The following is a 25,489-nucleotide window of genomic DNA, read 5'->3' as shown; positions in this document are numbered from 1 at the left end:
GTTTTAGCGCATCTTCTTGAGCAGCCAGGAGAAGCTTTCTCCGCTGCGGGGAACCTTGGCGGTGACGACGAGCTGGCGCGTGCCAACAGGCCGTCCCTGACCATCTGCCCAGAGGCTTTCCTCGACCGAGATCGGATCGCGGCCAGACCGGAATTGCCACAGGCTGCCGTCGGGCAGGGCGAGCGTTATGCCTTTCCCGTCCGTGCTGGCGGCCAGCTCGATATGCGGGCCGAGGTGGAAGCGCAAGGCGACTCCGATGGTGCCGCGCTTGCCTTTGCGCCCTGACGGTACAAGCAGGTCTTCGCCGCGCAGCTCGGTCCCGTCATCGCGCAGGATCAGGATACGCCGATGGACAAGGCCGTAGCGGCTGACATAGCCGTTGTGGCTGGCTTCGATCCGCGTGGCCCCTCCACCTGCGCCGGTGGGGCCGCTGGCATCTGCTGAAAGGGTGCGGCGATCCACTTCGACTTCGGACACGCCCGAACCGATGCGCCCGTTGATCAGCACGGCGGTGGAATTGAAATCGTCGATTGTCAGCGTCGAATGGGCCGCGGTGGCACGCAGCCCCTGTTCAAGCCGCAGCGGGATCATGCCGCCGGCAAAGGCCGCCCCGCCGCAGTTGACGATCAGGCGGTCCATGCCGTGGCTGAATTCGAATGCCAGCGTCGACGCGCAGCCATCGCGCGCGTGGCGGGCAACGGGTGGCGGTCCGGCATCGAATTGCAGCACGGATTTGCCCGCCGTGGCGCGCTGATACCCCCACTGCCGTGCATCGCGCAGCGGGCGCGTGCGCACACCGCTGGCCTTGACCAGCATTGCAATCTGATCGGCTGACACAGCACCTGCACCCTGCCAGTTGCCCAGCGCGCCATCGCCATGCAGCAGCGCCAGCAGCGGCGGGACCAGCAGGGCAAGCATCGTCTGGATCTGAGGCAGCGGCTCTTCGCGCACGGCTTCGTAGCAGGCACGCAGCGCGATCAGCAGTTCGATGGTCTCGATCTGGCAGACCGGGCTGCGCGACAGCACGCCGCCATCGTCGCTGATCAATTCGCCCAAGGCCCGCACCAGCCTCGCTTCGGCATAAAGGCGGCGTGCCTTGCCCTCGGCCATGATCAGGCCGGTAGCAACGAGGCCGCACCAGCCCGCGACTTCGCCAAGCCGGTCATCCGCCTTGGTCACGCGGCGATCAAGCCAGCGGGCGGTATCTTCAATCGTGTGGAGGATGCGGTTGCGGAACGTGCGGTCCTGCCCGGAAAGCAGCAGCGGCGCGTGCACCATCCAGTTCAGCAGGCGATGGCCGACATTGCCGACATCCCACGCGGGCGTCGGATCGGGCTTGGGATTGGCGGTGAGCCACGTGGCAAGAATCCGCTCTGCCACCTGGGCGCATTGCGCGCGGGTGCCGCCGCATTCGAGATCACGCAGCCAGCGGAAGCCGTGAACCATGCGTTCGAACGGAGGTGGCAGGCGTGGGCCGGAAAAGGCGGTGTCGGCAATGGCGGACTTGAAGCCATAGACGAGGAAGTGCCCCGCGCGCAGCGCCTTACCCGCAGCGGCATCGCCAGCCAGCGGGGGCAGTACCGTTGCGGTCAGCCGCGTTCTGGCGCGCTTGCGGAACGGATGGATTGCGCTGGCGGGCAGGCCGAGGCTGTAGGCGAAGCGGACCAGCCTGTCCCCGGCACCCAGCGCTGGCGGCGCGAAATCGGCAAGGGCAAGTGCTCTGCCGGGTTCGACGACGCCCGGTTCCATTGCGGTCGCGTCGGTTACGATGGCCGGAGGTGCAGTGCCGATTGGCTTAGCACTGTCGAGCGGTTCGGCCAGCGGTTCCTCCTGCGTTGCACTCAGCGGAATTGCGGGTGGCGAACCGGCCGCCGCCGGGCGGCTTCCGACGAGAGGGAAGCCGCTGTCCATCATATCAGCCCAAAGCCTTCAGTGCTGCGATATTTGCCGCATATTGCGATGGTCCGCCCTTGAACGAAGCCGTACCGGCGACCAGAACATCTGCCCCCGCATCGACGCAGGAGCGGATTGTAGTGGTATCCACGCCACCGTCGACTTCGAGATGAATCTGACGGCCCGACTTGTCGATCATCTTGCGCACGGCCTCGATCTTGCGAAGCTGGCTGGAGATGAAGCTTTGCCCGCCAAAGCCGGGATTGACGCTCATGATCAGGACCAGATCGACATCATCGATCAGATAATCGAGCATCTTGGCAGGCGTTCCGGGATTGAGCGAAACGCCAGCCTTCTTGCCCAGACCCTTGATCGCCTGGACGGTGCGGTGAATATGCGGCCCAGCCTCAGGGTGGACGGTGATGATATCGGCCCCGGCATCGGCAAATGCCTGCAGATAGGAATCGACCGGCGAGATCATCAGGTGCACGTCGAACGGCTTGGCCGTGTGCGGGCGCAGCGCCTTTACCACCATTGGGCCAATCGTGATGTTGGGCACGAAATGACCATCCATCACATCGACGTGAATCCAGTCTGCCCCGGCAGCATCGATTGCGCGCACTTCTTCGCCAAGCTTCGAAAAATCGGCGGAAAGGATCGAAGGAGAAATCAGCGGGGTCATCGGGCGGCGTTATCCTGCAAGCGGAGGCAGGTCATCCCAACACGCACCGGTGCCGCAAACGGCCACCCCACACCATTTCGCTTAGCTTTGGGGAATCGGCGGAACAAGCATTCGGGCCCCGCTTATCCACACGGAATGTCCCGTATCGGGGGCGGTTTGCCGCTGAACTGTGGGTTGCGAGAGAGTTCAGGGCGCGTTCACGGCACGAATCATACTTAACGATGCAGCGATATGGCGGTATGCCGCCGACGAAGCGGACGGAACATTGGCGTCATAAACGAGGTTCATGGCGAACCTTGCCGGCGCACCGCCTAGACAGACACATCGAAATCGGGGCTTTTTGAATATGAACAAGCCGAGACGTTGGCACGCCACGGCCACTGCTTTTGCTGCTGCGATTGCTGCCCTTGCCGGGGCGAGCAGTGTGGCGAGCGCGAATGCACCCAACTGCGCCGGGCCGGTCAGCGATACCTGGATCAATGTGACGGTTGATGGCGTGCGCAACGGCAACGGCCTGATGGCGGTGACGCTCTATGCCGATGAACCGCGCAAGTTCCTCGTCAAGAAAGGCTCGATGTACGTTGGGCGTGTCGATGCGACTGCGCCGGAAACGCGCATGTGCCTGTTCGTGCCCAAGCCTGGTGTCTATGCTCTGGCCGTCTACCATGACGAGGATGCGAGCCGGAATCTCAAGCGCAGCGGGGTGCTGGGACTGCCCGAAGAAGGCTTCGGCTTTTCCAACAACCCGCCGACGATTGCGAGCATTCCCTCGTTCCGTTCGGTGCGGCTGAACATCTCGAAGTCGGGTCTGTCGACCCGGATTCACCTCAAGTATCCGTAAGGGTGAACGGGGAGCGTTCGCGCTCCCCAATCTTACTCGCCCGCAGGAACGCCGATAGCGGCGAACGTTTGCGCGAGATGCCAGGGGGCTAGCTCTTCGGCTAGTGCGTGGGCGCGCGGATCGTCCACGTCCATCCACCAGGCTTCGTCGATATCCATCGTTCCGGCACGCCCAGCGTCAGCCAGACGCTGCATTCCGTCGGAAAGACTGCCCGACTTGCCATCGGCAATGGCATCGCGGATGGCGATAGCCAGTTCAGGCGTGGCAAGAAACGCGCCGCAATCGACGGCATCGTAAGGTGCGATGGTCTTGCCGATGGCGGTGATCCGGCCATCGTCGTCCATCCTCACCCACGTGGCATCATCGGGATCGACCAGCGGATTGTCGATGCGGCGATCCACCGCCAGCGTTACGCCACGCGTAGGTCGATCTTCCAGCATCAGACGGGCGAGGATATCGGCATCGAACATGTGATCGGCCATCATCAGCAGATAATTGCCATCACACCGCGTTGCCCCTGCCATGACCGAATGGCCATTAGGAGTGGACCAGTTGGTCAGGCGAACGGGCACGATCTCCACGCCGACGCGCAGTGAGAGTTCGGCCAAGAAGGCTTCGAGCATGTCGGCATGATGGCCGGTGACGACGACGACCCGCGTTATGCCTGCGAGCATGGCCTGACGCACGCCGATTTCGATCAGCGGCACCCCGGCAACCGGTGTAAGCGGCTTCGATGGCGATAGGTCAGCCAGACGGCTGCCGAAACCTGCGGCGATGATCAGGGCATCCATGACGGTTGTTCGCCTAACGGGTTCGCCAGAAAAATGAAAGGGGCGGCAAATGGAAAGGGCCGACCAGACTTGCGTCCGGTCGGCCCTGATCCTTTGCGCGAAAGGCTTCGCTTATTCTGCTGCCAGCTTTTCGACCGAGGCGTATTCCTCGACCATCTGGGCGGCAACATCATCGTTGAACTGCTGCGGCGGGTGCTTGCAGAAATAGGCCGACGGGCCGATCAGCGCACCGCCTTCACCACGATCAAGCGCAACCTTGCAGCAACGGATCGCGTCCATGACGCAAGCCGCAGAGTTGGGGCTGTCTTCAACCGAGAGGCGAAGTTCGAGATTCATGGGCACGTTGCCCCACTGCTGGCCTTCCATGCGGATGAAGCACAGCTTGTTGTCCTTCTGCCAAGGAACATAGTCCGAAGGGCCAACGTGGATGTTTTCGTCTTCAAGGCGAGTCGCAAGCATGGCCTGCACGGCTTCGGTCTTCGATTCCTTCTTGCTGCCCAGACGCTGACGGTCGAGCATGTTCATGAAATCGGTGTTGCCGCCGGTGTTGAGCTGGTACGTACGTTCGACATTGACGCCGCGTGCAGCAAACAGGCTCGACAGAACGCGGTGGACGATGGTGGCACCGACCTGCGCCTTGATGTCGTCACCCACGATCGGGATCCGCTTTTCACGGAACTTCGCTTCCCATTCCGGGGTCGAAGCGATGAACACGGGCATGCAGTTGACCACCGCAACGCCGGCTTCGAGCGCGCATTCCATATAGAATTCGGTGGCTTCCTGCGACCCGACGGGGAGGAAGTTGAGCAGCACTTCAGCGCCCGAATCCTTCAGAGCCTTGACGATATCTGCCTGGGTGGCTTCGGGCTGGTCCGCCACGATGAAGCCCTTTTCACCGACCGAGGTCATGTGTGCGGCAACGCCGTCAGACACGCGGCCCATGATCACCTTGCCACCGGTCATCGGCACGTTGGTCTGGAACACGGTGGTGTTGTTCGGAGCCGCGAAGATGGCTTCGGCAATATCCTTGCCGACCTTGCGCGCATCGACATCGACGCCGAGCACGAAATCGACGTCACCGGCGCCATATCCGCCAATGCGGTCGTGGATGAGGCCCTGCGACGAATTGTTGTTGCGATAGTAGGCTACACCCTGCACCAGCGAGCTAGCGCAGTTGCCCACGCCGATCACGGCGACCTTGATTGGCTTCATGAATAACGATCCCTATCAGACAGGCGCATTAAAGCGGCTGTAATCAAACTGCCTCAAAATACCGAAATGCCATCGAATGCAAGCCGATTCCTCAGTTGGTCACGAGGAATCGGCTGACCCGCCGGTTGCAACGGCACGGTCTACCGGGTTCCTCGTCCGCACCCTGTTTCCTGCGCCGCACAATAGATCAGGCGCGCAAGAGACAGCATCTTCCGATGGGACGCGGCCCTTAACGGAAAAATGCTGCACGCGATAGTGCGTTTCCGCTCAGGTACCGCTCCCTGTCACCCGTTTGCCGGAACCGTGGCAAAAACGCCACCAAGTTCGGCAAGCGAAGACAGCGTGCGAGTGCCCGGCACAGCCTTCTCGAAATCATGCGCGGTAAACGCATCTGTCAACAAGGCGCGAAACCGCACCCCGGCCGCTGCGGCGATGTGGGCGTCGTTCGGTGAATCTCCGGTGAACAGAAATTCCGAACGATTGATGCCGAAGCGCTGTTCGAGCGCGCGGAAGTGCGCTTCGCCTTTGGCAAAGCCGGAATCGCTGCCTTGGGCCGCGCGATAGCCCAGTGCGCAATCGACCGGCCAGTCTCGCGCCAGACGATCAACGTAGAGTTCGAGATTGTTGGACGAAATGGCCACCAGAAGCCCGGACTTGCGCCAGCTTTCCAGCAATGCGGCTGTGTCCGACGCGATGGTAATTCCGGCAAGATAGCCGTCCTTCCACGCTTCGAAACGTTCCGCCACAGGATCGGTTTCCTGTGCGGGATAAAGCTGGCGCAACTGCCGTTCGAACGGCAGGCCGGAAGTGGCGAAATAGGAAAGGCGTGCTTCAGCAAGGGGCGTGCCGAATGCTTCTTCCATCAGTTGAGCGGCGCGATCGGCATAGTCCTCCATCGTGGGCACAAGCGTGCCATCAAGGTCGAACACCAGCAGTTTTACGGGGTCGGCACTATCGCTTTGCGAAAAGGCCGCTGCGCCTTGCGTCATGCCGTCAGGCTTTCACGTGCGACGGCCAGATCTTCGGGCGTATCGACCTCGAACCATTTCAGGCCCGACAGCCAGCAGACCTGTGGCGCGCTGGCACAATCGCGGGCCAGTTCGTGCAGCACCATCTCGACAGAGGCGGTGGCGATGTCCTGGCTGGCATGAACCCGGTCGAACGCGTCCCAATAGGTCTGAACGCGGTCTTGCCCGACAAAGGTCGTGCCAATGTAGGCACCGTCATAGCGCGGCAGAGTCTTGGATATCTCTACGAGAAGACCGTCTTTCTCGATCACCTTCATCTCATCGGGCAGCACGGGCCGTTCCCGTTCGCAGGCGATGCCGATTCCGGTCTCTGATGGCGCAAAGTGGCGCGTGTACATGGTGCCGGGAAAAAGGTGGTCGGCATTGGTTACCACGAAGCAGCTTTGCCCCATCAGCGGCCGCGCCGCGCCGAGCGAGGTGAGGTTGCCTGCTTCGAGCAGCACGTTGCGCACGGTGCGCACGGGAGCGGACGGCCATTCGCGAGCAATGTGTTGTTCGATCAGCTCTGCGCGGTATCCGGTGACGACGACAACATCGCTCGCCACTGCCAGCAGAGCTTCGATCGCAAAGTCTAGGCAGGTCCGGCCGGCGACGGCCATCAACGGCTTTGGCAGGGACTCGGTCGCATCGCCAAGCCTGCTTCCGCGGCCCGCAGCCAGGATCACGCCAATCATTCTGTGTCTCGGTTCCCGGTTGCAGATCGTCACAACCAATTTGGGGGAACCTTGAGCATCCTGCAAGAGGGGGCAGGACTTTGACGGCTTTCAGTTACGCCTGCTTTACAACTGGCGCATATGCGGTGGCAGCAGCAACCCTTCGCTGTCGGCGGCGATCAGCGGGGCACACCACGCCACAGCGCCCAGCCAGATGCACAGGCCGCCCAGCAGCATACCCGGCAGAACCCATGCCAGCCCGAAGAGACAAAATCCGCAAGCGACAAGGACATAGACGTCGCGTTTGAACAGCCGCTCTACCGCTAGCGTCACCGATTGCAGCACCGGCCTGCCTTCCAGCCGGCGTGTGAGCGCGGCACGCAATACGTCAAAGCTGCCGCGTTTGGGGCCAAGGCGCAGAAGGATGCTCATGGCGGTGATGCCGCACAAAAGCATGACCACGCAGGCCAGCGCGATCCATGCGTATTCCACGCCATAGGTGCGCACGACGCCGGTCATCAGGCCAATCACGAAGCCGAAATTGGCCACGGTATCGCAGGCGGTATCAAGCAGCGCGCCGCGTCGGCTCATCGCCCATGAAACGCGCGCGATATCGCCATCGACGCAATCGGTGACCGACACGATCTGGAACAGCAGGCCGCCCAGCGCGAGCCATTCCACCCCGCCCTGCCCAAGGACCACGGCCATGACCATCGCCAGCATCAGCGTGAACCATGTTATCGGATCCGGCCCGATGCCAAGCCTGAGCGCCAGTGCCGACATGCGGAACGAGATTGGCCGGTTGATCCAGCGTCCAACCGGTCCTTCGGTGGATTTCAGCGTTCCGCGCAGCAGAGTCATGACCGTGGCGTGATCGTCCTTTTCGCGGACAAGCCGGGCATCGCCGGAGGCGAATGTCAGAGTCGGGTCATTGGCCAGCGCTTCGAGCACGGTTTTGGTGGGCAGGGCTTCTGCGGGAAGCATCGCGGTGCCGGGGGGAAGCTGATCGGCAGAGGCCACCACCGTGACTTGCGGCAGGGGACGCGCGCGCAGGGCGAAGCTCTTGCGCCAGTCTTCCTCGATAACCCGATCAGCGATGACGAACACGCCATTTGCGCCCGCAAGGTCCGCAAGGATGATTCCACGCGCGATTCCAGTGATCCCGCCGATCCGGCGTTTCAGAAAGGAACTGGCTGGAATCGCGACGAAAAACGGATTACCCAAGCGCGTCTGCCTTATAGTGTGCGCCATCGGCACTTTCCTCGGCCTATAGACACGGCTACCGGTCGCGCCAAGACGGCTTTCGAAGAGGGATCGCAAGGGTGAACGTGGCAAAACGGGCAGGGACGATAGAGCGCCCCAAACGTCCGCGCGAAATGCAGGATCGCCTGAACTATCACTTCTACCACCCGCTGGCGTGGCGACTGGCGCGATTGCTGGCGCACACACCGCTGACGCCGAACATGGTTTCGGTCTTCGGCGGGCTGCTGGTGGTGGCTGCGGGCCTCGTCTATTTCAACATGGACGCCACCGGTGGCACATGGCAGCTCGGCTGGCCATGGGGTGCGCTGCTGGGCATGGCGCTACACATGAGCTGGCACGTGGTCGATGGCGCGGACGGCGATCTGGCGCGGATCACTGGCAGGTCCAGCCCCATTGGCGAAATGGTCGATGGCATCTGCGATTATGTCAGCCACATCGTGGTCTACGTGCTGCTGGCTTTCGTGCTGACGCGGCAAGTGGGGGCGGGGCAGGCGTGGGCATGGACGGTGGCTGCGGGTGTCTCGCACATCATCCAGTCAAACCACGTTGAGGTGCAGCGACGCTTCTACCAGTATTGGACCTACGGCGTGCCGTGGCTGAACAATTCGAAGGAGAACAGCACGGGCCTGTTCGGTTCGGGCGGGGTTTTCGCCAAGGTTTTCGAGCCGATTGCGCGCGGATACCTCTACCTTGCCGCCGGGATGACGCCCCATGCCCGGCAGATCGATGCAGCGGTGGGATCGGCAATGGCGGCGGGCGATAACGGCAGGCTTGCGGCGATTCGCGGCGAAGTGGCGCGCGAACAGAAGCCGTTGCTCGATTTCCTCAAACTGCTCGGCCCCAATCCCCGCGCCATCGTGCTGGGGCTGGCGATGATCGCGGGCAGCCCGGTGTGGTATTTCTTCTATCAGGCCGTGGTGCTGAACGTGCTGCTGCTGATCTCGGTCCAGCTGCACAACCGCGCCGCTGTGAGGACAGCCTCTCGGCTCTAACTGATTCTGTAACGGTTGAGGGAAAGCACGCCGGGGCGCAGCTTGCGCCAGATCAGGACGAACGCCGTGTAGAGCGCCAGCGCGATCACGGCGGGCGCTGCATCGCGCACGGCCACCGCTGTCGTTGACGGCAGGAACAGCGCACATTGCCGCCCGACGATCACGGCCATGCTTGCCCCCGCAATCGGCACGGCAGCGTGAAGCAGTGGCGGTCTCACGCCAAGGCCGGCAAGCCAATGCCGGCGAAGGCCTGCGGCAAACAGCGCCGCGATCAGCATCGCCACGGTCGCCCCGACAATGCCGTAGTCCGGTGTCAACAGGGGAATGCCAAGGCCTGCCACCGCGATCAGGATCAGGTTTACCTGCAAGGCCAGTGCGGGGCGGCGATAGTAGAGAATCAGTTCCGATACCCCGAACGCGCCGTTGACAGTTTCGGCCAAAACCATTGCCAGCAGTGCCGTATAGGCCCCAGGCTGGCTCACTCCGAACACGCCCAACAGCAGATCGCCGGTCGCCGCTATCATCAGCACGACGCCAAGTTGCAGTGTCAGCACCACGCGGGTCGCGGCGGCGGTTGCCTCGCCAGTCACCACATCGCCGTCGCTGCGCATCGTCCGCGCGGTCAGCGGGGTAAGGATGCCGTCGAAGGCCTGACGCACTTGCAGGATTGGCGTGCGCAATTGGCGCAACACGCCGTAGACACCCGCAGGCGCATCGCCCAGGAGGAAGCCGACAAGGTAAAGGTCGATGCGCTGCGCTAGCGTGGTCAGGAAATCGCTGCCGCTGGCAGGAACAAGCGCCCGCGCACGCCGCAGCAGTGATACTGGAGAAGGTCGCCAGCGCCGCAGATGGAGTGGGCCAAGGCAGTGCCGTGCGCTCCACAACGAGAACACCGCCAGCGCGATTGACCCGGCCCAATAGCCGAGCAGCATTCCGGTGCCTTGCAGGCCGAACTGCCACGCCACCAGCGCCACGCCGGTCAGCGCATAGGGTTCCACCAGACCGCGCCCGATCACCTCATAGCGCATCTTGTGCGTCCAGCGCGTTGCCGCCAGCGCGATATCGCCTGTGATCTGGCCAAGAACGGCGGGTGCCAACAGGGCGATGGCGATGCGCAATGCCTCTGATACCGCGCCTTGCGGCAACAGTAGCACGCCGCCGATCATCGCGAGCGAAACGGCCAGCCCGGTGAGCATAGCCAGCAGCAGCGCATCAAGCAGGACGTGCGTGGCCAGTCTGCCGTGCGTGGCCGATGTTTCCTCTTCCAGCCACGGAAAGATCATGCGCTTCAGGCCAAGGCTGGCGACTGGCACCGCCAGTTCGACCATCGCGCTGGCCATCGTGAACACGCCGTAATTCGCCGCGCCATAGAGCCGCGCGCCGACATAGAGAAAGCCTGCCCGCGCGGCGAAACGGATCACGAAGCTCAGCGCGTTCGAACCGGCGCCGCGCGCAATGACCTTTTGTGAACCGGAAGAGTCTGGTGAAGCTGGGGGCGGCATGACGCGCGCCGCTTGGCTTCAATCGTTCGGCTTTGCAACCATAAGGATAGGCCTCAGGCCGGGTCTTTGCGCATGGTCAGGGCGCTGAGCGCCACCACCGAGATCGCCAGCGCTTCCATCACGCTCCACGCCAGCCAGTTCGAATGGTTATAAAGCCACACGCCAATGGCCGGAGCCGCGATATAGGCGGCACCGTTGACCGATGCGACCACGCCCGCCGCCTGCCCTTGTTCTCGCGGGCTAACTGCAAGGCTTGCGCCCGAAGTGAAGCCGGGACGGAACAGGCCAAAGCCCAGCGATGCGATGGCAAAACCCACCGCGATGGTGTGCAGATCCTTGCCCGCCGCAATTGGAAGAATGCCAAGCGCGGCAAGGCCCATGCCCCACAGCGTCGATGTACGTGGCCCAAGGCCCAGCATCGGGATCAGCCCCCACTGTGCCAACAGCGTCGCCACCGCGCCTGACATCAGGACAAGGCCCACCGGCCCAGCCCCCGCGTCTGGATCACCGCGCAGGCCAAGTCGGTCAAGCAGCAGGAACCCGATCACGCCCAGTACCATCGCCTGCGCGTGGCCGCCAACCAGCCCCGCCAGCAGCCAGGGGCGCAGGCGGCGATCCGACCAGCGCAGCCGGTCCGTGCCAGTGTGCTGCGGTTCGGCAGCGGGCAGTTCGTCGGGAGTTCCATCGGGATGGTCCTCGACGATTCGCGGATTGGACGATGCGCTGAACGGGGCCGCCATAACCTCACCACGCGCGGCAAAGCGGGGATCGTCATCGGGAAGCCGAGTGCGCAGCAGCACCAGCACGATCACGCCCATAATTGCAAAAACGGCAAACGGTCCCACCAGTCCGAGCCCCGGCAGGATCATCAGCGGTGCCAGCGCCGGGCCAAGCACGGTGCCAAGGCCAAAGCTCGATGCGACCAGCGACAAGGCCTTGGTCCGCTCTGCCCTTCCGGTGCGGCTGGCGACATAGGCCTGCACGGCAGGCGGGGCTGCCGAGCCGAACAGGCCGTAGAATGACCGTGCCAGTGCGAAGAGGATCATGGTGAGGGCTGCGCTGAACCAGCCATCCAATCCAAAATGAAGGATCATGCCGCACAAGCCGAACGACAGGATGAAACCCGTGACGCCCAGCGCCATCATCGCCTTGCGTCCACGCCGGTCCGATCTCCGCGCCCAGAACGGGGCGAGCATGACCCACAGCAGTGCCGACCACGAATAGGCAAGGCTTACCCATACGTCAGCAATTCTCAGCCGCGTGCCGATTGAAGGCATGACCGATTGCATCGCTGTGTTGCCTGCCGCCGTCACCAGCATCACGGCAAAAAGCAGCGCCATGCGCTCTCTGGGTAGACGGATTGCCCCTTCGTTCATGTCCGATCCCGTTACATTTCCACGACTGGTTCTTTCTCTTCGGGGTAGGCGTGGTGGTCAATGCTTGCAATGGCGTGACAAATTTGCGACCCGCATGGGTCATCAAGACCGGCAGAGGACATCTTCCTGCAATGACTTCGACCCAGGTTGCGCGCCAGCCCTTTTTCCAGCGGGCCAAGCGCAAGGCGGAACGCCTGCTCGGCCCGGCCGGGATCTTCTTCAAAGGCTTTCTCAAGCATCCCGCAATGGTCGGGGCAATCGTGCCATCATCGAAGCGCACGATCGAGCGTGTGCTTTCGGTGGTAGACTGGGAAGAATGCCGCCTGTTCGTGGAGTATGGCCCCGGCGTGGGCACGTTCTGCCGCCCGGTGCTGGAAAAGTTGCGCCGCGACGGCCGGTTGATCGTGATCGATACCAATCCCGATTTCATCGAATATCTGCAGAAGACCATCGGTGACAGCCGCTTCATCGCGGTCAACGGATCGGCCACCGATGTTGAAGAAATCGTCCGCGCCAACGGTTTCGAACACGCCGATTATGTCCTGTCCGGCCTGCCATTCTCGAACCTCCCCGAAGGTGTAGGTCCGGCGATCATGGGCGCGACGCATCGCGTGTTGCGGCCCGGCGGGGCATTCCTCGTCTATCAATACACCGCGCGCGCGCGCGATCTGATGGGCCAGTTCTTCCGCCGGATCGACAAGGGCTTCGAACCCGTCAACGTGCCGCCCTGCGTGATTAGCTGGGGCTGGAAGGAATAAACCCCCAGCCTGCACCTTAGCCGAAGATATCGCCAATTTCGTCGGCGGTTTCTCCGGCAAGCTGGCGATAGACTGCCGCCAGCATGGCCACGAAATAGACCAACGCTCCTGCCGTCAACGTGCTTGAAACTGCTGCCGTCAGCACTTGCTGCACGCTGCCGTCTGTCGTCAGCACCAAAACCACGCCCACCAGCATCATGGCAAGGCCATAGACGACCGCGAACAGCAGTCCGGCCAGCACGAAAAAGGCCAGCAACCGGCCTGAATTGCCGCTGGTCAAAGTCCAAGACCGCTTCAACGCCTTCACGGGATTGCGCTCTGCCTCAATGGCCAGAACCGGCGCGACCAGCGCCATGCGCAGGCTTGACCAGATCATCGCGATGAAGGCTCCGATGATCACCACCGCAGCAATAGCCTGCTGGCCGGTCAATGCCGCTGCGCTCACCAGCACCAGAAAGCCCATGCCCAGCGCGCCGCCGACGATGATCTGCGCCAGCACATATGGCCCAAGTGCGAAAAAGCCTTGCCGGATCGCCTGCCCAACGGTGGGCCTCGTGCGGTCTGTCATCACGATCAGCATCGTTACCGTGCCCGCCATTTGCAGCAGTGTAACGATCACCAGTAGCGGCAACGAAGCGGTCCATGCCTCGGTCAGCATCTCCATCATCGCGCGCGGGGGCGTTCCGGGCGGCATCTGCGGTTCGGGCACAAAGACGGAGAAGGCCAGACTCGGTAGCAGGAAGAATACCCCCGCAATCGCCATCAGCATGTCGCGATTGGCAGAGACGAGGCGCGTGGCGCTCTTCCAGGCAAGGGTGCTGTCGAGTTGAACCTTCATGGCGCTCCTCTAGCAGCGCAAACCGGCATCTGTCGAACCCGGATGCTTCGCGTGCCTTGCGCCCTCTTGATGATCTGGATCATCTGCGCCATGCGAAGAGCCATGCCCGGTCCAGACGCTATCGAAATCCGCCGCGAAACTGCGCAAGTGCCCTATCGCACGGCGCTTGATGAAATGGCCGTGCGCAACGCGGCGATTGCCGATAACACCGCGCGGGAACTGGTCTGGTTGCTCGAACACCCGCCCGTCTATACCGCAGGCACCAGCGCCGATCCGCAGGAACTGCTCGACCCGCGCTTTGAAGTGGTCGAGGCGGGGCGTGGTGGGCGCTACACCTATCACGGCCCCGGTCAGCGCATCGGCTATGTCCTGCTCGATCTGCGCAAGCGTGCGCGTGATGTGCGTGGTTTCGTTCATGCGCTCGAAGGCTGGGTTATCGATACGCTGGCGGATTTCGGTGTCGAATCGTGGCGGGCCGAAGGCCGTGTCGGCATCTGGACTCTGGGCACGGATGGGCGAGAGGCAAAGATTGGCGCGATTGGCGTGCGCATCCGCCGCTGGGTGACGATGCACGGTTTCTCGGTCAACCTTGCGCCCGATCTTTCGCATTTTGGCGGCATCGTGCCCTGCGGCATCGAGGAGTTCGGCGTAACCAGTCTGGCTGCGCTGGGCCGCGATGTAAGCGCGCAAGCGTGGGATGCGGCATTGCTCGCCCACTTCGATACGTTTCTGGCGAAGCTGGATACACCGTGCCCCACCCCATCTACGCCATCGGAGGCCGCATGATCCGACGTTCAGCCAGTTTTGCCCTTTGTCTGCCGTTCGGCCTGCTCCTTGCGTCCTGCAACCAGAAGGCCGATCAGGGCAAGGCGACCGCTGCTGCAGGTGAAGTCCTGCCAGGATCGATTTCTGACGAGATGATCGACCTCGATACCTCGACCGCTTCTCCGCCGCTTGCCCCGGTCAAACAGGCTGGGCCGAAGAAGGAAGCAGCGGACAAGCCGGACGAAAGTGACGACGAGGCCGAAGCCGAAGCCAAGCCTCCTGCCGCTGCCCCCGTAGCGGAATCAGCTGATACCCAATAGCTGCTTCGCCATGCGCAAGTGGGGCTGATCGATCATCCGCCCATTGTATTGCAGCGTCCCAGCGTTGGGATTTTGCGCAAACAAGCCAATGATCGCCTCGGCTTCCGCCAGTTCCGCTGCGCTGGGTGCAAATGCGGCGTTGATCACTGGCACCTGTGACGGGTGAATCGCCAGCATCCCGGTGAAGCCATCGGCGCGTGCCGCCTGTGCCGCGCGTTGCGTGCCTGCCTCATCGCGAAAGTCATCGTATAGCGTATCGATGGACCAGACGCCGCTGGCATGGGCCACCAGCAGGCACTGTGCGCGAATAAAGCGGAACGCATCGGTCCACGCGCCATCGCCGTCACGCTTTCGACTGGCACCCAGAACGGCGGAAAGGTCTTCCGCGCCCCACGTCAGCCCGGCAAGACGCGGCATGGCCGCATCGACATAGCCAGGGATGGTCAGTGCAGACTTTGCCGTCTCGCTCACCAGCGGAAGGATGCGCGTGCTACCGTTGGCGATGCGGTGGCGCTGTTCCAGCTCGTAGATTTCCGCTGCCAGCAGTCTGACCTGTTCCGGCCCTTCGCATTTGGGCAGCATCACGCCGTCGGGGGCCCCTGCCATGACGACTTGCAGATCATCACGCCACATCCCGGTATCGATCGCATTGATCCGCACCCAGCGCGCCACCGGACGGTTTTCGGTCACATGCTGGCGATGGGCCGCCAGCCAACCCTGCGCGAGTGCGCGGGCGGCTGGCTTGGCGGCTGGTGCCACTGCGTCTTCAAGGTCGACGATCACCGCGTGCGTGCCCGTGGTCATGGCCTTCCCCAGCTTCTTTTCGCTGTCACCGGGGACAAAAAGCCATGATCTGGGCGGCATAAGGCAATCCTCCATCATTCGACCGAAGCGGTTTCCTCCGCCAGTGTCGGGTAGTCGGTATAACCCGCTTCGCCAGGGAAATACCATGTCTGCGGCACCCCCTTGTTCGGATTGATGTGCGCGCCCTGCCGGATGCGGTCCACCAGATCGGGGTTCGAGATGAACGGACGGCCAAAGCTGATCGCATCTGCGCGGCCCGATGCCACGTCTGCTGCGGCATTTTCGGGCGCATAGTCACTGTTGAGCACGAGCGGGCCGGTGTAGATCGAGCGGATCACCCCGTCCTGCTGAGGAACGTCGGTCTGTCCGAAAGTGCCCTCCGGCCCCGGCTGGCGCAGTTCGACAAAGCTGGCGCCCAGTTCCTGCAACACGCGCGCTGCTTCGCCGAAGGTGGCGGCAGGGTTGCTGTCATCCACACCTTGCGATTCGCCATTGGGCGAAAGGCGGATCGATACGCGATCCTTGCCCCATACTGCGATCAGCCGTTCCATCACTTCGCGCATCAGGCGCACGCGGTTCTGCGGGGTGCCGCCGTAATCGTCATCGCGCAGGTTCGTGCCATCACGCAGGAACTGGTCGATCAGATAGCCATTGGCAGCGTGAAGCTGCACGCCATCAAAACCCGCCTTCTTTGCGTTCTCGGCGGCGCGGCCATAATCTTCGATCAGACGCGGCATTTCATCGATCCGCAGCGGGCGGGCTGGTTCGAAATCCTTCGTGCCTTCCGGCGTATGCGCATGGCCGGGCGCGGTCGTGGCCGATGCTGAAACCGGCGGTTCCCCGCCAAGGAAATAGGGATGCACGATGCGCCCCATGTGCCAAAGCTGCATCACGATGCGGCCACTGGCCTGATGCACGGCTTCCACGATGGGCTTCCATGCTTCGGTCTGTTCGTCGCTCCAGATGCCCGGCGCGCTCGGCCAGCCGAGTCCTTCGCGGCTGATGCCGGTGGCCTCGGTGATGATCAGCCCGGCGCTGGCGCGCTGGCGATAGTATTCCACCATGATGGGCGTCGGCACGCCATCGGCTGTGGCCCGTCCGCGTGTGAGCGGGGCCATAACGATCCGGTTTGGCGCTTCGATTGCACCAAGACGCACGGGCTGGAACAGCGGGTCATGCATGGGTAGGAGACCTTTCGTTAAAAAATCGGCGAGACGCACTGGGTTTCGCTTTGCAACTGGATTAGGCAGCGCCAATGACGAATTCAAGTGACGCAGCCTTGTCCTTTCGCCCCAGTCCGAAGCATTTCCTTGCCCTGCTGACAGGAAACATTGCGCTGGCCCTGGGGCCGTGGTTCGTGCGTCTGGCCGATAGCGGCCCAGTTTCTGCAGGATTGTGGCGGTTGGCGCTGGCATTGCCACTGCTCGCGCTCCTCGCTCTGCGCGGGCGCGAACCAATGTGGGGCTATGCGCGCAAGGACTGGTGGATCATCGTTGCAGCGGGCGTCGTCTTTGCGCTCGACCTTGCCAGTTGGCACGTCGGTATCGAAATGACCAAGCTGGGCAATGCCACGCTCTTCGGCAATTCCGGCAGCTTGATCCTGATGGTCTGGGGACTGGTGACCATGCACCGCCGCCCGCATCTTCGGGAGTTTGCCGCCGTGGCGATGGCGCTGGGCGGCGCTGGCCTGTTACTGGGCCGTTCGATGGAAATCGATGCTCGCACTCTTGCGGGAGACTTGTTCTGCATCCTCGCCGGGCTGTTCTATGTGGTTTACATTCTGCTGGTTCAGGGCATTCGGGGGCGCTTCGGCTCGTGGAGCCTACTGTTCTGGTCCAGCCTTGCTGGCGTCCCGGTCATGCTGTTCACCGCGCTGGCGCTGGGTGAACCGGTCTGGCCAACGAACTGGTGGCCGCTCATAGGCCTGATGTTCGCCAGCCAGATCGTCGGGCAGGGTCTGCTCGTCTATTCGCTTCGCCACTTTGCGCCGCTGGTCATCGGCCTCGTCCTGCTGACGCAACCTGCGGTTTCGGTGCTGGTGGGCTGGCTTGCCTTCAACGAAGTCCTCGCGCTGCCCGACGCCATCGGCATGGCCCTGGTCGGCGCGGCACTGGTGCTGGCCAGAAGTGCGGAATCTATGGGCGAGGGTAAGGGGGTGTGAATCACCCCCCAAAAGGCTTCGCTCCCAGATCGCCCATGCCCACCGTGCCGCTCGCCATGTCGAGCATCCGGTCGAGGCTCTTCTTTGCAGCGAGACGAAGCTCTTCGTCCATCTCGATGCGCGGTTCCAAATCGCGTAGCGCGATGTAGAGTTTTTCCATCGTGTTCAGCGCCATGTAGGGGCAGATGTTGCAGTTGCAGTTGCCGTCGGCCCCTGGTGCGCCGATGAAGGTCTTTTCAGGGATCGCCAGTTGCATCTGGTGGATGATGTGCGGCTCGGTCGCCACGATCAGCGTATCGCCGGTAAAGGTCTTGGCGAATTGCAGGATGCCGCTGGTCGAACCCACATAGTCGCAATGGTCGATGATGTGGGGCGGGCATTCGGGGTGCCCGGCTACGGGCGCGCCGGGATGCTGCGCCATCAGCTTGAGCAGTTCGGTTTCCGAAAAGGCTTCATGCACGATGCACACGCCCGGCCAGAGCAGCATATCGCGCCCGAACTTGCGGTTCAGGTATCCGCCAAGATGGCGATCAGGGCCGAAGATGATCTTCTGTTCGGGCGGGATCTGCACAAGGATCGTCTCGGCGCTCGATGACGTGACGATCACGTCGGACAGGGCCTTAACCTCGGTCGAGCAGTTGATGTAGGTCAGTGCGATGTGATCGGGATGCGCTTCGCGGAACGCCTTGAACTTGTCTGGCGGGCAGGAATCTTCAAGGCTGCACCCGGCGTCCATATCGGGCAGCACCACGATCTTGTTTGGTGAAAGGATCTTGGCCGTATCGGCCATGAACTTCACGCCGCAGAACGCGATCACATCGGCATCGGTCGCTGCCGCCTTGCGCGACAGTTCAAGACTGTCGCCCACGAAATCTGCCAGATCCTGGATCTCCGGGCGCTGATAATAGTGCGCAAGAATCACCGCATTGCGCTCTTTGCGCAGGCGGTCGATTTCGGCGCGCAGGTCAAGGCCGGAAAGGTTCTGGGGCTGGGCAGTCATGGCGTCACATCCTCCCGCCCGCGCTGGTCCTGCGGGCGAGACGCGGACTTAGGGGGCGCGGCCTTCTATCGCAATAGCCTGCGCCATTCCGGCGGGCCTCACGGGTCGAAAGTGACGACGACCTTTGCCTTGCCATAGCCCGCAACCTGCAGGGGGATCGAAAGGTTTTGCGAAATCGCTTCTTTTGCCGCCTGCCGCGCAAGGTTCATCAGGACGGGATTGGCCGCCTGTTGCACCGCCTGTGCTTCGGCCAAGCGGGTATTGTCGCGTGTCAGCTTGTCCTGCGCTTCGCGCGTGATCCAGATGCCATCGCGCAGGTATTGCGCCCGCGCTTCATCAAGATTGGGGCGGCTCACTGTCAACGCAGGCAGCTTTACGCCTAGGGTTTGTGCCTGCGCGTCCCAGTTCAGCCGCTCACGCCCAACTTTTGACAGGTCGATGGTATAATCCACGCGGGCCGGGATCACCGCAACCTGCTTGGAATTGACCAGTCCGAACATACGCGAGTCGTTGCTGGAAACGACCGGGGCCAGTTCGGCGCTGAACACGGTCAGCTTGTCCTGCTTTTCAAACGCGACAAGGCTGGTGGCCAGTGGATCGCCCAGATCTTCGGGCTGCCACCATTTCCATGCGAAAAACACCGCGGCTGTTAGCGTGATCAGAAACAGCGCCCACGGCAGAAGCGAAACCCGCGCCAGAGAAGCGTTGGCGGTGGTGGCGGGCGAAGAGGTCAGGCGCGAATCATCCATCGTTCATCCTCAACGGCCACGCGCCCCTGCCGTTCCAGATCGATCAGATGCGCCAGAACTGATCGCCCCGCCGCGCCGTGCAGCCGCTCGTCCAACCCCTTGTACATTCCGCTCACGAATTCCGCGATTGCGTGCGGTCCGCCGTCTTCGAGCAGGCGCACGATCTGGCGTTCGCGCTGCCGGCGGTGCCCCAGCATTCCGCGCACCAATTGGCGTGGATTGTCGATCTGCGGGCCGTGTGCAGGATAAAGCACACGGTCTTCGCGGTCATAAAGCTTCTGCAGGCTCGCCATATAGGCGGCCATATCGCCATCAGGGGGCGATACCACGGAGGTTGACCAGCCCATCACATGATCGCCGGTGAACAGAGCGCCGCTTTCCACCACCGCGTAGCACAGATGGTTGCTGGTATGCCCCGGCGTGGCGACTGCTTCCAGCGTCCAGCCGTCGCCCGAAATCTGTTCGCCATCGGTCAGCACGCGGTCGGGCCTGTAATCGGGATCGAAAGCAGCATCGGCGCGCGGGCCATCGTCGTCGAGCATCAGCGGCGCACATCCGATGATCGGCGCGCCGGTTGCAGCTTGCAGTGGGCGCGACGCCGGGCTGTGATCGCGGTGTGTGTGCGTGCAGGCGATGGCGGTAATCTTCGCATCGCCCACCGCAGCAAGGATCGCCGCAACGTGCCCTTCGCCATTGGTATCGGCATGGTCATCAGCGCCCGTATCGTCCGGTCCGGGATCGATAACGGCCACTTCCCGGCCAGCGCCCACGATATAGGTCTGCGTACCGGTGAAAGTGTAAGGCGAAGGGTTGGGTGCCAGCACGCGCCGCACCAACGGTTCGAGCTGTTCCGCACGGCCCACGGGCCATTCACTGCGATCGGGGATGGGGGGCATCTGGGCCATTGCTCCGGTATGGGCATTGTCCTGTGCCGGTGCAACCTTGCACAACGTGACCGCTCGTATCAGGATGGGCGCATGGACCGGTCGATGGATGCGCCCTATGATCTCGCCGTGATTGGCGGAGGGGTGAATGGCGCGGCCATTGCCCGCGATGCTGCGGGACGGGGCCTGTCGGTCCTGCTGCTGGAACGCGGCGATCTGGCGCAAGGCACCTCTTCGGCCTCGACCAAGCTGATCCACGGCGGTTTGCGCTATCTCGAACATCGTGAATTCGCGCTGGTGGCCGAAGGCCTGCACGAACGCGAAATCCTTTGGCGACAGGCGCCGCACATCATCTGGCCAATGCGTTTCGTTGCGCCGATCGTGCCCGAAGGCCGTCCGTGGTGGATGCTGCGCACAGGGTTGTGGCTCTATGATCGCATCGGTGGGCGCAAGGCCCTGCCGCCTACCCGGCGGGTAAAGCTGGCTGGGCGGATGGGCCTCCAGTCCGATATCCGGCGCGGTTACGAATACTCCGATTGCTGGGTGGATGATGCGCGCCTTGTTCTACTGCTGGCGCGCGATGCGGCGGATCGTGGTGCGGACGTGCGCACCCGCTGCGCCGTCAGCGCGCTTCGCCGGGAAGGCCATTTGTGGCGGATAGAAACACGGTCGTGCGAAGGGGCGAACGTCTTTCACGCAGCGATGGCCATCAATGCCGCCGGGCCGCAAGTCGGCCAGTTGCTCGACCTTGCCCATGCGCCAAAGCCTGCGGCGTTGCGTCAGGTGCGCGGTTCGCACATCGTAGTGCCGCGCCTGCATGATGATCCGCGCGCGCTGTTCCTGCAATTGCCTGATGGCCGCGTGTGCTTTGCCATTCCGTGGCAACATGCCTTCACGCTGATCGGCACGACCGATGGTGAGGACAACGCTGATGCCGATCCGCCCCACGCCAGCGAGGTGGAGATTGCCTATCTGCTCGATGCCGTGAATCGCCATTTCCGCCGCCAGCTTTCGCGGGACGACGTGGTCTGGACGTTCGCGGGCGTGCGCCTGCTGGCCGATGATGGTTCCGGCAGGCCAGAGGCTGCCACGAGGGGCTATCGCCTTGAGCTGGACCGGGGCAGTGATCACCATTCTGCTCCGCTGCTATCGGTGCTGGGTGGCAAGATCACCACGCATCGCACGCTTGCCGAAGCGGCGCTGGAACGGCTGGGCGTGATGGAAAACGCCGGCTGGACAGCCACCGCTCCGCTTCCCGGCGGTGATTTCATGCCGGACGGGCTGGATGAGGCTGATAACCTGGCGCCGCTGGAGCAGGAGATACGTGCGCAGGCGCAGAATCTGTCGCGTCCGACCATCCACCGCCTTGCCCGGGCTTATGGCACCGAAGCGCTGGGCTTCGTGCGCGGCGACATGGGCCGGGCCATCGGGCAGGGCTTTACCGAAGCGGAACTGGACCATCTGATCACGCGCGAATGGGCGCAGACCGTGGATGACGTGCTGTGGCGCCGATCCAAGCTGGGTCTGTGGTTCAGCGCAGAAGAGGCAGAAGTGCTGGAAAGCGCGATCCGCCAGATGTCATGACGCCAACCGGGCGTTTGTGAATCAGAAACTTATTCACCCACCGCGCGCGAAAGCCGTTCGCGCAAACGGCGCACGGCGCTGTCTCCGCTGATGCCCTGCGTTCGCCATGATTGTTCCAGACGTTGAATGCGCTGATAGAGCCGTTCGCTTTCATGGACCAGCGCCTGCACATCCATCGGCAGCGTATCGACCACATCGGCTTCGCTTGTCGGAAAGTTGGCAATCAGCCGACCGTGGCGGCGCAATTGCAGTTCTGAAAGCTCACCCGCAAAATGCGCGCGGTGATTGAGCAGCCAGGCCAGACAATGCATTACCCGCGTGGTGGTGCGCAGGGCTTCGCAGCTTACCTGCACACGGCGTAAGTCTTCATCATCTGCTCCTGTCGCCTGTGCTGTCTCATACCGCAGGCGCTCGAAGCGCAGGCGCACGGTTTCAGCAAGGCCGAGAGCTTCGGCATAGAGCGCTTCGACGATGCGCGGATTGAGACTGGGCAAAAGGGCCATGACCATCGCATTAGGCCGCAGTCTTGCCCTTCGCCAAGACTGCAACCGATCTGTAACTGTCCCTTTCCTGAACGTATCTTAACGGGACAGGTCGCCTGCACCGTGATTGAGCGGTATCTCCATGAAATCAGGCAATAATATCGGGAATGAGATAGTCCTCAATCATCGCTATCTGGTCCTTCAAAAGCAATTTGCGCTTTTTCAGCCGGGCAATCTGCAACTGGTCACGCACTCCGGCGGACGTCAGCGCATCGATCGCGGCATCAAGATCGCGGTGTTCGATGGACAGCGCCGCCAGTCGCTTGCGCATTTCCTCTTCGGTCACTGTACGCCCAACTCCTTCGCACAACATGGCTCGCGCTGAATCGGGGCTTTCCTGCGGCCTACGGTCGAACCCGTAAAGTGCCACGCCCCGGCGCGGTTTGGCTTGCAAGATACGGTGATTGTGGGAGCATGACAACGCGCCGCCGCCCTGAGTCGGAAACAATCGGACACGGCAACATGGCAAAGCAGCGCCGCCCCGCACGGGACAGGCCTTGTGCGGGTTTCTGAAGGGGGCTTTCCCTAAAGGAGGAAAACGCATGGAATCGACGCACATCAGCGCACTCCAGACCAAGCACGCCGGACTTGAACGACAAATCCAGACGGAAATGTCCCGGCCCCTCCCTGACGATACGCTGGTGGCTCAGCTCAAACGCAGGAAGCTGAAGATCAAGGAAGAGCTGACCGGCCTCCACTGATCGCGCCGCCTTCCAAGGCACAAATCACAGAGCCGCCCCCACCGGGCGGCTCTTTCGCGTCAGGGGAAAAGAAAAAGGCGGGAGTTTCCCCCCGCCTCTTCGATAAAGTGATCAGTTGGCAGATCAGGCAGGGTGCGGATTTGCCGAACCGCCGAATTTCTTGCCAGCACGCGGCACGGCAGAACCTTGCGCTGCAATAGGGCGTGAAGGGCCGCTCGGTGACTGCGGACGATCCAGCTTGCCGCTTTCGAGCAGGTCCTTGATCTCGTCGCCAGTCAGCGTTTCGTATTCGAGCAGGGCCTGCGCCAGCAGGTGCAACTTGTCCTCGTTGGTCTTGAGGATGTCCGTCGCACGCGCGTGCGCGCCATCGACCAGTCCGCGAATTTCGGTGTCGATCAGCTTGTTCGTCTCGTCCGAGGCGAACAGGCGCGCCGAACCCCCCATGCCAAGATAGCCTTCCTGCTGGTCTTCGTATTGCAGCGGCCCAAGCTTTTCCGACATGCCCCACTTCGTCACCATCGAGCGAGCGAGCGAGGTCGCATATTGGATGTCGGAAGAAGCGCCCGACGAAACCTTGTCATGCCCAAAGATGATTTCCTCGGCCACGCGCCCGCCCATGCTGACCGAAAGGTTCGCGTGCATCTTGTCGCGGTGGTACGAATAGCTGTCCCGTTCCGGCAGACGCATGACCATGCCCAGCGCGCGGCCACGCGGAATGATCGTCGCCTTGTGGATCGGATCGGAAGCAGGTTCATGGACCGAAACGATGGCGTGGCCCGCTTCGTGATACGCGGTCATTTTCTTTTCATCGTCGGTCATAACCATCGACCGGCGTTCCGCGCCCATCATCACCTTGTCCTTGGCGTCCTCGAACTCCTGCATCGCGACAAGGCGCTTGTTGCGTCGCGCAGCCAGCAGGGCAGCTTCGTTCACCAGATTGGCAAGGTCCGCGCCGGAAAAGCCGGGCGTGCCGCGCGCGATGGTGCGCGGATTCACGTCAGGCGCCAGCGGCACCTTCTTCATGTGGACCGACAAGATCTTTTCCCGGCCTTCGATGTCGGGGATCGGCACCACCACCTGACGGTCGAAACGACCGGGACGCAGCAGTGCGGGATCGAGCACATCGGGGCGGTTGGTTGCCGCGATGATGATGATGCCTTCGTTGGCTTCGAAGCCATCCATCTCAACCAGAAGCTGGTTCAGCGTCTGTTCGCGTTCGTCGTTCGAATTGCCAAGGCCGTGGCCGCGATGGCGGCCCACCGCATCGATTTCGTCGATGAAGACGATGCAAGGCGCGTTTTTCTTGGCCTGTTCGAACATGTCGCGCACGCGGCTTGCACCCACGCCGACGAACATTTCAACGAAGTCCGAACCCGAGATGGTGAAGAACGGCACACCCGCTTCGCCAGCGATCGCGCGGGCCAGCAGCGTCTTGCCAGTGCCGGGGCTGCCGACCAGCAGCGCGCCCTTGGGGATCTGGCCGCCCAGCTTGGAAAAGCGCGAAGGATCGCGCAGAAACTCGACGATTTCTTCCAGTTCCTCACGCGCTTCATCGATACCGGCAACATCATCGAACGTTACGCGGCCCGACCGTTCGGTCAGCAGCTTGGCTTTGGATTTGCCAAAGCCCATCGCGCCCGAACCGCCGCCCTTCTGAACCTGACGCAGCGCGAAAAAGGCTACGCCAAGGATCAGCAGGAACGGCAGCGAATTGGCGATGATCCACATCAGCATGTTGGGCTGTTCAGCGGCCTTGCCAGCATACTGAACACTGTTGTCCTGCAGCAGTTTGGGCAGATCGGAATCGCCGGGCACGGGCACCGTGGCGAACTGGCCGCCGTTCTTGAGCGTGCCGGTAATCCGGTCCGGCGCGATTTCCACTGAACGCACCACGCCTTCGGCCACCTGACTGCGGAAGGCCGAATAGGGGATCGTCGTGGCGTTCTGATCCACCCGCGATCCGAACATCGAAACCACAAGCAGGAGTGCGAGGAAAATGCCGCCCCAGACGAGGAGGCTCTTGATCCACGGATTGCCCTGGGGCTGGTCGTCGTTCATCGAGGGTCTTTCTGGAATCGCCGTGACTGGCGCCGTAAACTGAACTTGCCCGATCAATGTAGGATGAGCCGGGTGAATCGCAATATAACGCA

General features: G+C 62.5%; 26 protein-coding genes. 8 read left to right on the top strand and 18 right to left on the bottom strand.

Annotation, left to right across the window (positions count from 1 at the left end):
• Positions 1–3: 3 nt before the first annotated feature.
• Both HGI47_RS02010 and rpe read right to left on the bottom strand, forming a co-directional pair.
• Positions 4–1,914, bottom strand: a complete 1,911-nt coding sequence (locus tag HGI47_RS02010) for a heparinase II/III family protein (protein ID WP_168851085.1) — start codon at positions 1,912–1,914, stop codon at positions 4–6.
• Between the two features lies 1 nt (position 1,915).
• A complete protein-coding gene (rpe, locus tag HGI47_RS02005; RefSeq protein WP_168851084.1) occupies positions 1,916–2,575 on the bottom strand; it encodes a ribulose-phosphate 3-epimerase in 660 nt (219 codons plus the stop codon).
• A gap of 346 nt (positions 2,576–2,921) precedes the next feature.
• On the opposite strand from rpe, the gene HGI47_RS02000 reads away from it, so the two are divergent.
• Positions 2,922–3,416, top strand: a complete 495-nt coding sequence (locus HGI47_RS02000; protein WP_168851083.1) for a DUF2141 domain-containing protein — start codon at positions 2,922–2,924, stop codon at positions 3,414–3,416.
• A 32-nt stretch (positions 3,417–3,448) separates the two neighbouring features.
• Here the strand turns inward: HGI47_RS02000 and HGI47_RS01995 are convergent, their stop codons facing one another.
• From HGI47_RS01995 to HGI47_RS01975, 5 genes are all read right to left on the bottom strand, one after another.
• A complete protein-coding gene (locus HGI47_RS01995; protein ID WP_168851082.1) occupies positions 3,449–4,207 on the bottom strand; it encodes an NTP transferase domain-containing protein in 759 nt (252 codons plus the stop codon).
• 111 nt (positions 4,208–4,318) lie between these two features.
• Positions 4,319–5,419: an inositol-3-phosphate synthase gene (locus tag HGI47_RS01990; protein ID WP_168851081.1), complete on the bottom strand. Its 1,101-nt coding sequence runs from the start codon at positions 5,417–5,419 to the stop codon at positions 4,319–4,321.
• A gap of 284 nt (positions 5,420–5,703) precedes the next feature.
• The gene (locus HGI47_RS01985; RefSeq protein WP_168851080.1) at positions 5,704–6,408 is read right to left on the bottom strand and encodes an HAD family hydrolase; all 705 of its coding nucleotides are present in this window, start codon (positions 6,406–6,408) and stop codon (positions 5,704–5,706) included.
• Entirely contained in the window at positions 6,405–7,121 is a 717-nt protein-coding gene (locus tag HGI47_RS01980; protein WP_168851079.1) for an NTP transferase domain-containing protein, read from the bottom strand. The genes HGI47_RS01985 and HGI47_RS01980 overlap by 4 nt, the downstream gene beginning before the upstream one ends.
• 105 nt (positions 7,122–7,226) lie before the next feature.
• Positions 7,227–8,324 (bottom strand): CDP-alcohol phosphatidyltransferase family protein, encoded by a 1,098-nt coding sequence (locus HGI47_RS01975; protein ID WP_168851078.1) that lies wholly within the window; start codon positions 8,322–8,324, stop codon positions 7,227–7,229.
• A 98-nt stretch (positions 8,325–8,422) separates the two neighbouring features.
• Here HGI47_RS01975 and HGI47_RS01970 point away from each other — a divergent pair, with 98 nt between their 5' ends.
• Positions 8,423–9,355 (top strand): CDP-alcohol phosphatidyltransferase family protein, encoded by a 933-nt coding sequence (locus tag HGI47_RS01970; protein ID WP_370521594.1) that lies wholly within the window; start codon positions 8,423–8,425, stop codon positions 9,353–9,355.
• Here HGI47_RS01970 and HGI47_RS01965 read toward each other — a convergent pair.
• Both HGI47_RS01965 and HGI47_RS01960 read right to left on the bottom strand, forming a co-directional pair.
• The gene (locus HGI47_RS01965) at positions 9,352–10,857 is read right to left on the bottom strand and encodes a lipopolysaccharide biosynthesis protein (RefSeq protein ID WP_240949917.1); all 1,506 of its coding nucleotides are present in this window, start codon (positions 10,855–10,857) and stop codon (positions 9,352–9,354) included. The genes HGI47_RS01970 and HGI47_RS01965 overlap by 4 nt on opposite strands.
• A gap of 53 nt (positions 10,858–10,910) precedes the next feature.
• Positions 10,911–12,197, bottom strand: a complete 1,287-nt coding sequence (locus tag HGI47_RS01960; protein WP_168851076.1) for an MFS transporter — start codon at positions 12,195–12,197, stop codon at positions 10,911–10,913.
• Positions 12,198–12,364: 167 nt separating this feature from the next.
• Here HGI47_RS01960 and HGI47_RS01955 point away from each other — a divergent pair, with 167 nt between their 5' ends.
• Positions 12,365–12,991, top strand: a complete 627-nt coding sequence (locus tag HGI47_RS01955; protein WP_168851075.1) for a class I SAM-dependent methyltransferase — start codon at positions 12,365–12,367, stop codon at positions 12,989–12,991.
• A 16-nt stretch (positions 12,992–13,007) separates the two neighbouring features.
• Here HGI47_RS01955 and HGI47_RS01950 read toward each other — a convergent pair whose 3' ends face one another.
• Positions 13,008–13,829: a glycerophosphoryl diester phosphodiesterase membrane domain-containing protein gene (locus HGI47_RS01950; protein ID WP_168851074.1), complete on the bottom strand. Its 822-nt coding sequence runs from the start codon at positions 13,827–13,829 to the stop codon at positions 13,008–13,010.
• 102 nt (positions 13,830–13,931) lie between these two features.
• Here HGI47_RS01950 and lipB point away from each other — a divergent pair, with 102 nt between their 5' ends.
• Both lipB and HGI47_RS01940 read left to right on the top strand, forming a co-directional pair.
• A complete protein-coding gene (gene lipB / locus HGI47_RS01945) occupies positions 13,932–14,615 on the top strand; it encodes a lipoyl(octanoyl) transferase LipB (RefSeq protein WP_206065922.1) in 684 nt (227 codons plus the stop codon).
• Positions 14,612–14,914, top strand: coding sequence for a hypothetical protein (locus HGI47_RS01940; protein ID WP_168851072.1), 303 nt, complete (start codon positions 14,612–14,614; stop codon positions 14,912–14,914). Before lipB ends, HGI47_RS01940 begins: the two co-directional genes overlap by 4 nt.
• Here HGI47_RS01940 and HGI47_RS01935 read toward each other — a convergent pair.
• A complete protein-coding gene (locus tag HGI47_RS01935; protein ID WP_168851071.1) occupies positions 14,897–15,778 on the bottom strand; it encodes a CoA ester lyase in 882 nt (293 codons plus the stop codon). The two genes, HGI47_RS01940 and HGI47_RS01935, sit on opposite strands and share 18 nt — an antisense overlap.
• Before the next feature lie 14 nt (positions 15,779–15,792).
• Complete coding sequence (locus HGI47_RS01930; RefSeq protein ID WP_168851070.1) at positions 15,793–16,899, bottom strand: alkene reductase; 1,107 nt, start codon at positions 16,897–16,899, stop codon at positions 15,793–15,795.
• 74 nt (positions 16,900–16,973) lie between these two features.
• On the opposite strand from HGI47_RS01930, the gene HGI47_RS01925 reads away from it, so the two are divergent.
• Entirely contained in the window at positions 16,974–17,879 is a 906-nt protein-coding gene (locus tag HGI47_RS01925; RefSeq protein ID WP_168851069.1) for a DMT family transporter, read from the top strand.
• Position 17,880: 1 nt separating this feature from the next.
• On the opposite strand, the gene nadA is transcribed toward HGI47_RS01925, so the two are convergent.
• From nadA to HGI47_RS01910, 3 genes are all read right to left on the bottom strand, one after another.
• Positions 17,881–18,879 carry a quinolinate synthase NadA gene (nadA, locus tag HGI47_RS01920; protein WP_168851068.1) on the bottom strand — a complete coding sequence of 333 codons (999 nt, stop codon included), beginning with the start codon at positions 18,877–18,879 and terminating at the stop codon, positions 17,881–17,883.
• 98 nt (positions 18,880–18,977) lie between these two features.
• A complete protein-coding gene (locus tag HGI47_RS01915; protein ID WP_168851067.1) occupies positions 18,978–19,628 on the bottom strand; it encodes a DUF4230 domain-containing protein in 651 nt (216 codons plus the stop codon).
• Positions 19,610–20,533 (bottom strand): MBL fold metallo-hydrolase, encoded by a 924-nt coding sequence (locus tag HGI47_RS01910; protein ID WP_168851066.1) that lies wholly within the window; start codon positions 20,531–20,533, stop codon positions 19,610–19,612. Before HGI47_RS01910 ends, HGI47_RS01915 begins: the two co-directional genes overlap by 19 nt.
• A 72-nt stretch (positions 20,534–20,605) precedes the next feature.
• Between HGI47_RS01910 and HGI47_RS01905 the strand changes: the two genes are divergently transcribed.
• On the top strand, positions 20,606–22,096 hold the full coding sequence (locus HGI47_RS01905) for a glycerol-3-phosphate dehydrogenase (RefSeq protein WP_240949915.1): 1,491 nt from the start codon (positions 20,606–20,608) through the stop codon (positions 22,094–22,096).
• A gap of 29 nt (positions 22,097–22,125) precedes the next feature.
• On the opposite strand, the gene HGI47_RS01900 is transcribed toward HGI47_RS01905, so the two are convergent.
• Both HGI47_RS01900 and HGI47_RS01895 read right to left on the bottom strand, forming a co-directional pair.
• Positions 22,126–22,599, bottom strand: a complete 474-nt coding sequence (locus HGI47_RS01900) for a DUF1465 family protein (RefSeq protein WP_206065921.1) — start codon at positions 22,597–22,599, stop codon at positions 22,126–22,128.
• A gap of 127 nt (positions 22,600–22,726) precedes the next feature.
• A complete protein-coding gene (locus tag HGI47_RS01895) occupies positions 22,727–22,924 on the bottom strand; it encodes a DUF465 domain-containing protein (protein ID WP_168851065.1) in 198 nt (65 codons plus the stop codon).
• Between the two features lie 256 nt (positions 22,925–23,180).
• On the opposite strand from HGI47_RS01895, the gene HGI47_RS01890 reads away from it, so the two are divergent.
• Positions 23,181–23,339, top strand: a complete 159-nt coding sequence (locus tag HGI47_RS01890; protein ID WP_168851064.1) for a YdcH family protein — start codon at positions 23,181–23,183, stop codon at positions 23,337–23,339.
• Positions 23,340–23,462: 123 nt separating this feature from the next.
• Here the strand turns inward: HGI47_RS01890 and ftsH are convergent, their stop codons facing one another.
• A complete protein-coding gene (ftsH, locus tag HGI47_RS01885) occupies positions 23,463–25,397 on the bottom strand; it encodes an ATP-dependent zinc metalloprotease FtsH (protein ID WP_168851063.1) in 1,935 nt (644 codons plus the stop codon).
• Positions 25,398–25,489: the final 92 nt, after the last annotated feature.

The organism is Novosphingobium sp. ERN07, assembly GCF_012641335.1.
Lineage (GTDB): Bacteria > Pseudomonadota > Alphaproteobacteria > Sphingomonadales > Sphingomonadaceae > Novosphingobium.
The sequence above is the reverse complement of the archived record's forward strand: the minus strand, read 5'-3'. Positions and strand labels throughout refer to the sequence as shown.

Excerpts from the sequence above, each read along its gene's own strand:
- HGI47_RS02010 (WP_168851085.1), bottom strand. The coding sequence starts at position 1,914 with ATGATGGACAGCGGCTTCCCTCTCGTCGGAAGCCGCCCGGCGGCGGCC.
- rpe (WP_168851084.1), bottom strand. The coding sequence starts at position 2,575 with ATGACCCCGCTGATTTCTCCTTCGATCCTTTCCGCCGATTTTTCGAAG.
- HGI47_RS02000 (WP_168851083.1), top strand. The coding sequence starts at position 2,922 with ATGAACAAGCCGAGACGTTGGCACGCCACGGCCACTGCTTTTGCTGCT.
- HGI47_RS01995 (WP_168851082.1), bottom strand. The coding sequence starts at position 4,207 with ATGGATGCCCTGATCATCGCCGCAGGTTTCGGCAGCCGTCTGGCTGAC.
- HGI47_RS01990 (WP_168851081.1), bottom strand. The coding sequence starts at position 5,419 with ATGAAGCCAATCAAGGTCGCCGTGATCGGCGTGGGCAACTGCGCTAGC.
- HGI47_RS01985 (WP_168851080.1), bottom strand. The coding sequence starts at position 6,408 with ATGACGCAAGGCGCAGCGGCCTTTTCGCAAAGCGATAGTGCCGACCCC.
- HGI47_RS01980 (WP_168851079.1), bottom strand. The coding sequence starts at position 7,121 with ATGATTGGCGTGATCCTGGCTGCGGGCCGCGGAAGCAGGCTTGGCGAT.
- HGI47_RS01965 (WP_240949917.1), bottom strand. The coding sequence starts at position 10,857 with ATGCCGCCCCCAGCTTCACCAGACTCTTCCGGTTCACAAAAGGTCATT.
- HGI47_RS01960 (WP_168851076.1), bottom strand. The coding sequence starts at position 12,197 with ATGGCGCTGCTTTTTGCCGTGATGCTGGTGACGGCGGCAGGCAACACA.
- HGI47_RS01955 (WP_168851075.1), top strand. The coding sequence starts at position 12,365 with ATGACTTCGACCCAGGTTGCGCGCCAGCCCTTTTTCCAGCGGGCCAAG.
- HGI47_RS01950 (WP_168851074.1), bottom strand. The coding sequence starts at position 13,829 with ATGAAGGTTCAACTCGACAGCACCCTTGCCTGGAAGAGCGCCACGCGC.
- lipB (WP_206065922.1), top strand. The coding sequence starts at position 13,932 with ATGCCCGGTCCAGACGCTATCGAAATCCGCCGCGAAACTGCGCAAGTG.
- HGI47_RS01940 (WP_168851072.1), top strand. The coding sequence starts at position 14,612 with ATGATCCGACGTTCAGCCAGTTTTGCCCTTTGTCTGCCGTTCGGCCTG.
- HGI47_RS01935 (WP_168851071.1), bottom strand. The coding sequence starts at position 15,778 with ATGCCGCCCAGATCATGGCTTTTTGTCCCCGGTGACAGCGAAAAGAAG.
- HGI47_RS01930 (WP_168851070.1), bottom strand. The coding sequence starts at position 16,899 with ATGCATGACCCGCTGTTCCAGCCCGTGCGTCTTGGTGCAATCGAAGCG.
- HGI47_RS01925 (WP_168851069.1), top strand. The coding sequence starts at position 16,974 with ATGACGAATTCAAGTGACGCAGCCTTGTCCTTTCGCCCCAGTCCGAAG.
- nadA (WP_168851068.1), bottom strand. The coding sequence starts at position 18,879 with ATGACTGCCCAGCCCCAGAACCTTTCCGGCCTTGACCTGCGCGCCGAA.
- HGI47_RS01915 (WP_168851067.1), bottom strand. The coding sequence starts at position 19,628 with ATGGATGATTCGCGCCTGACCTCTTCGCCCGCCACCACCGCCAACGCT.
- HGI47_RS01910 (WP_168851066.1), bottom strand. The coding sequence starts at position 20,533 with ATGGCCCAGATGCCCCCCATCCCCGATCGCAGTGAATGGCCCGTGGGC.
- HGI47_RS01905 (WP_240949915.1), top strand. The coding sequence starts at position 20,606 with ATGGACCGGTCGATGGATGCGCCCTATGATCTCGCCGTGATTGGCGGA.
- HGI47_RS01900 (WP_206065921.1), bottom strand. The coding sequence starts at position 22,599 with ATGGCCCTTTTGCCCAGTCTCAATCCGCGCATCGTCGAAGCGCTCTAT.
- HGI47_RS01890 (WP_168851064.1), top strand. The coding sequence starts at position 23,181 with ATGGAATCGACGCACATCAGCGCACTCCAGACCAAGCACGCCGGACTT.
- ftsH (WP_168851063.1), bottom strand. The coding sequence starts at position 25,397 with ATGAACGACGACCAGCCCCAGGGCAATCCGTGGATCAAGAGCCTCCTC.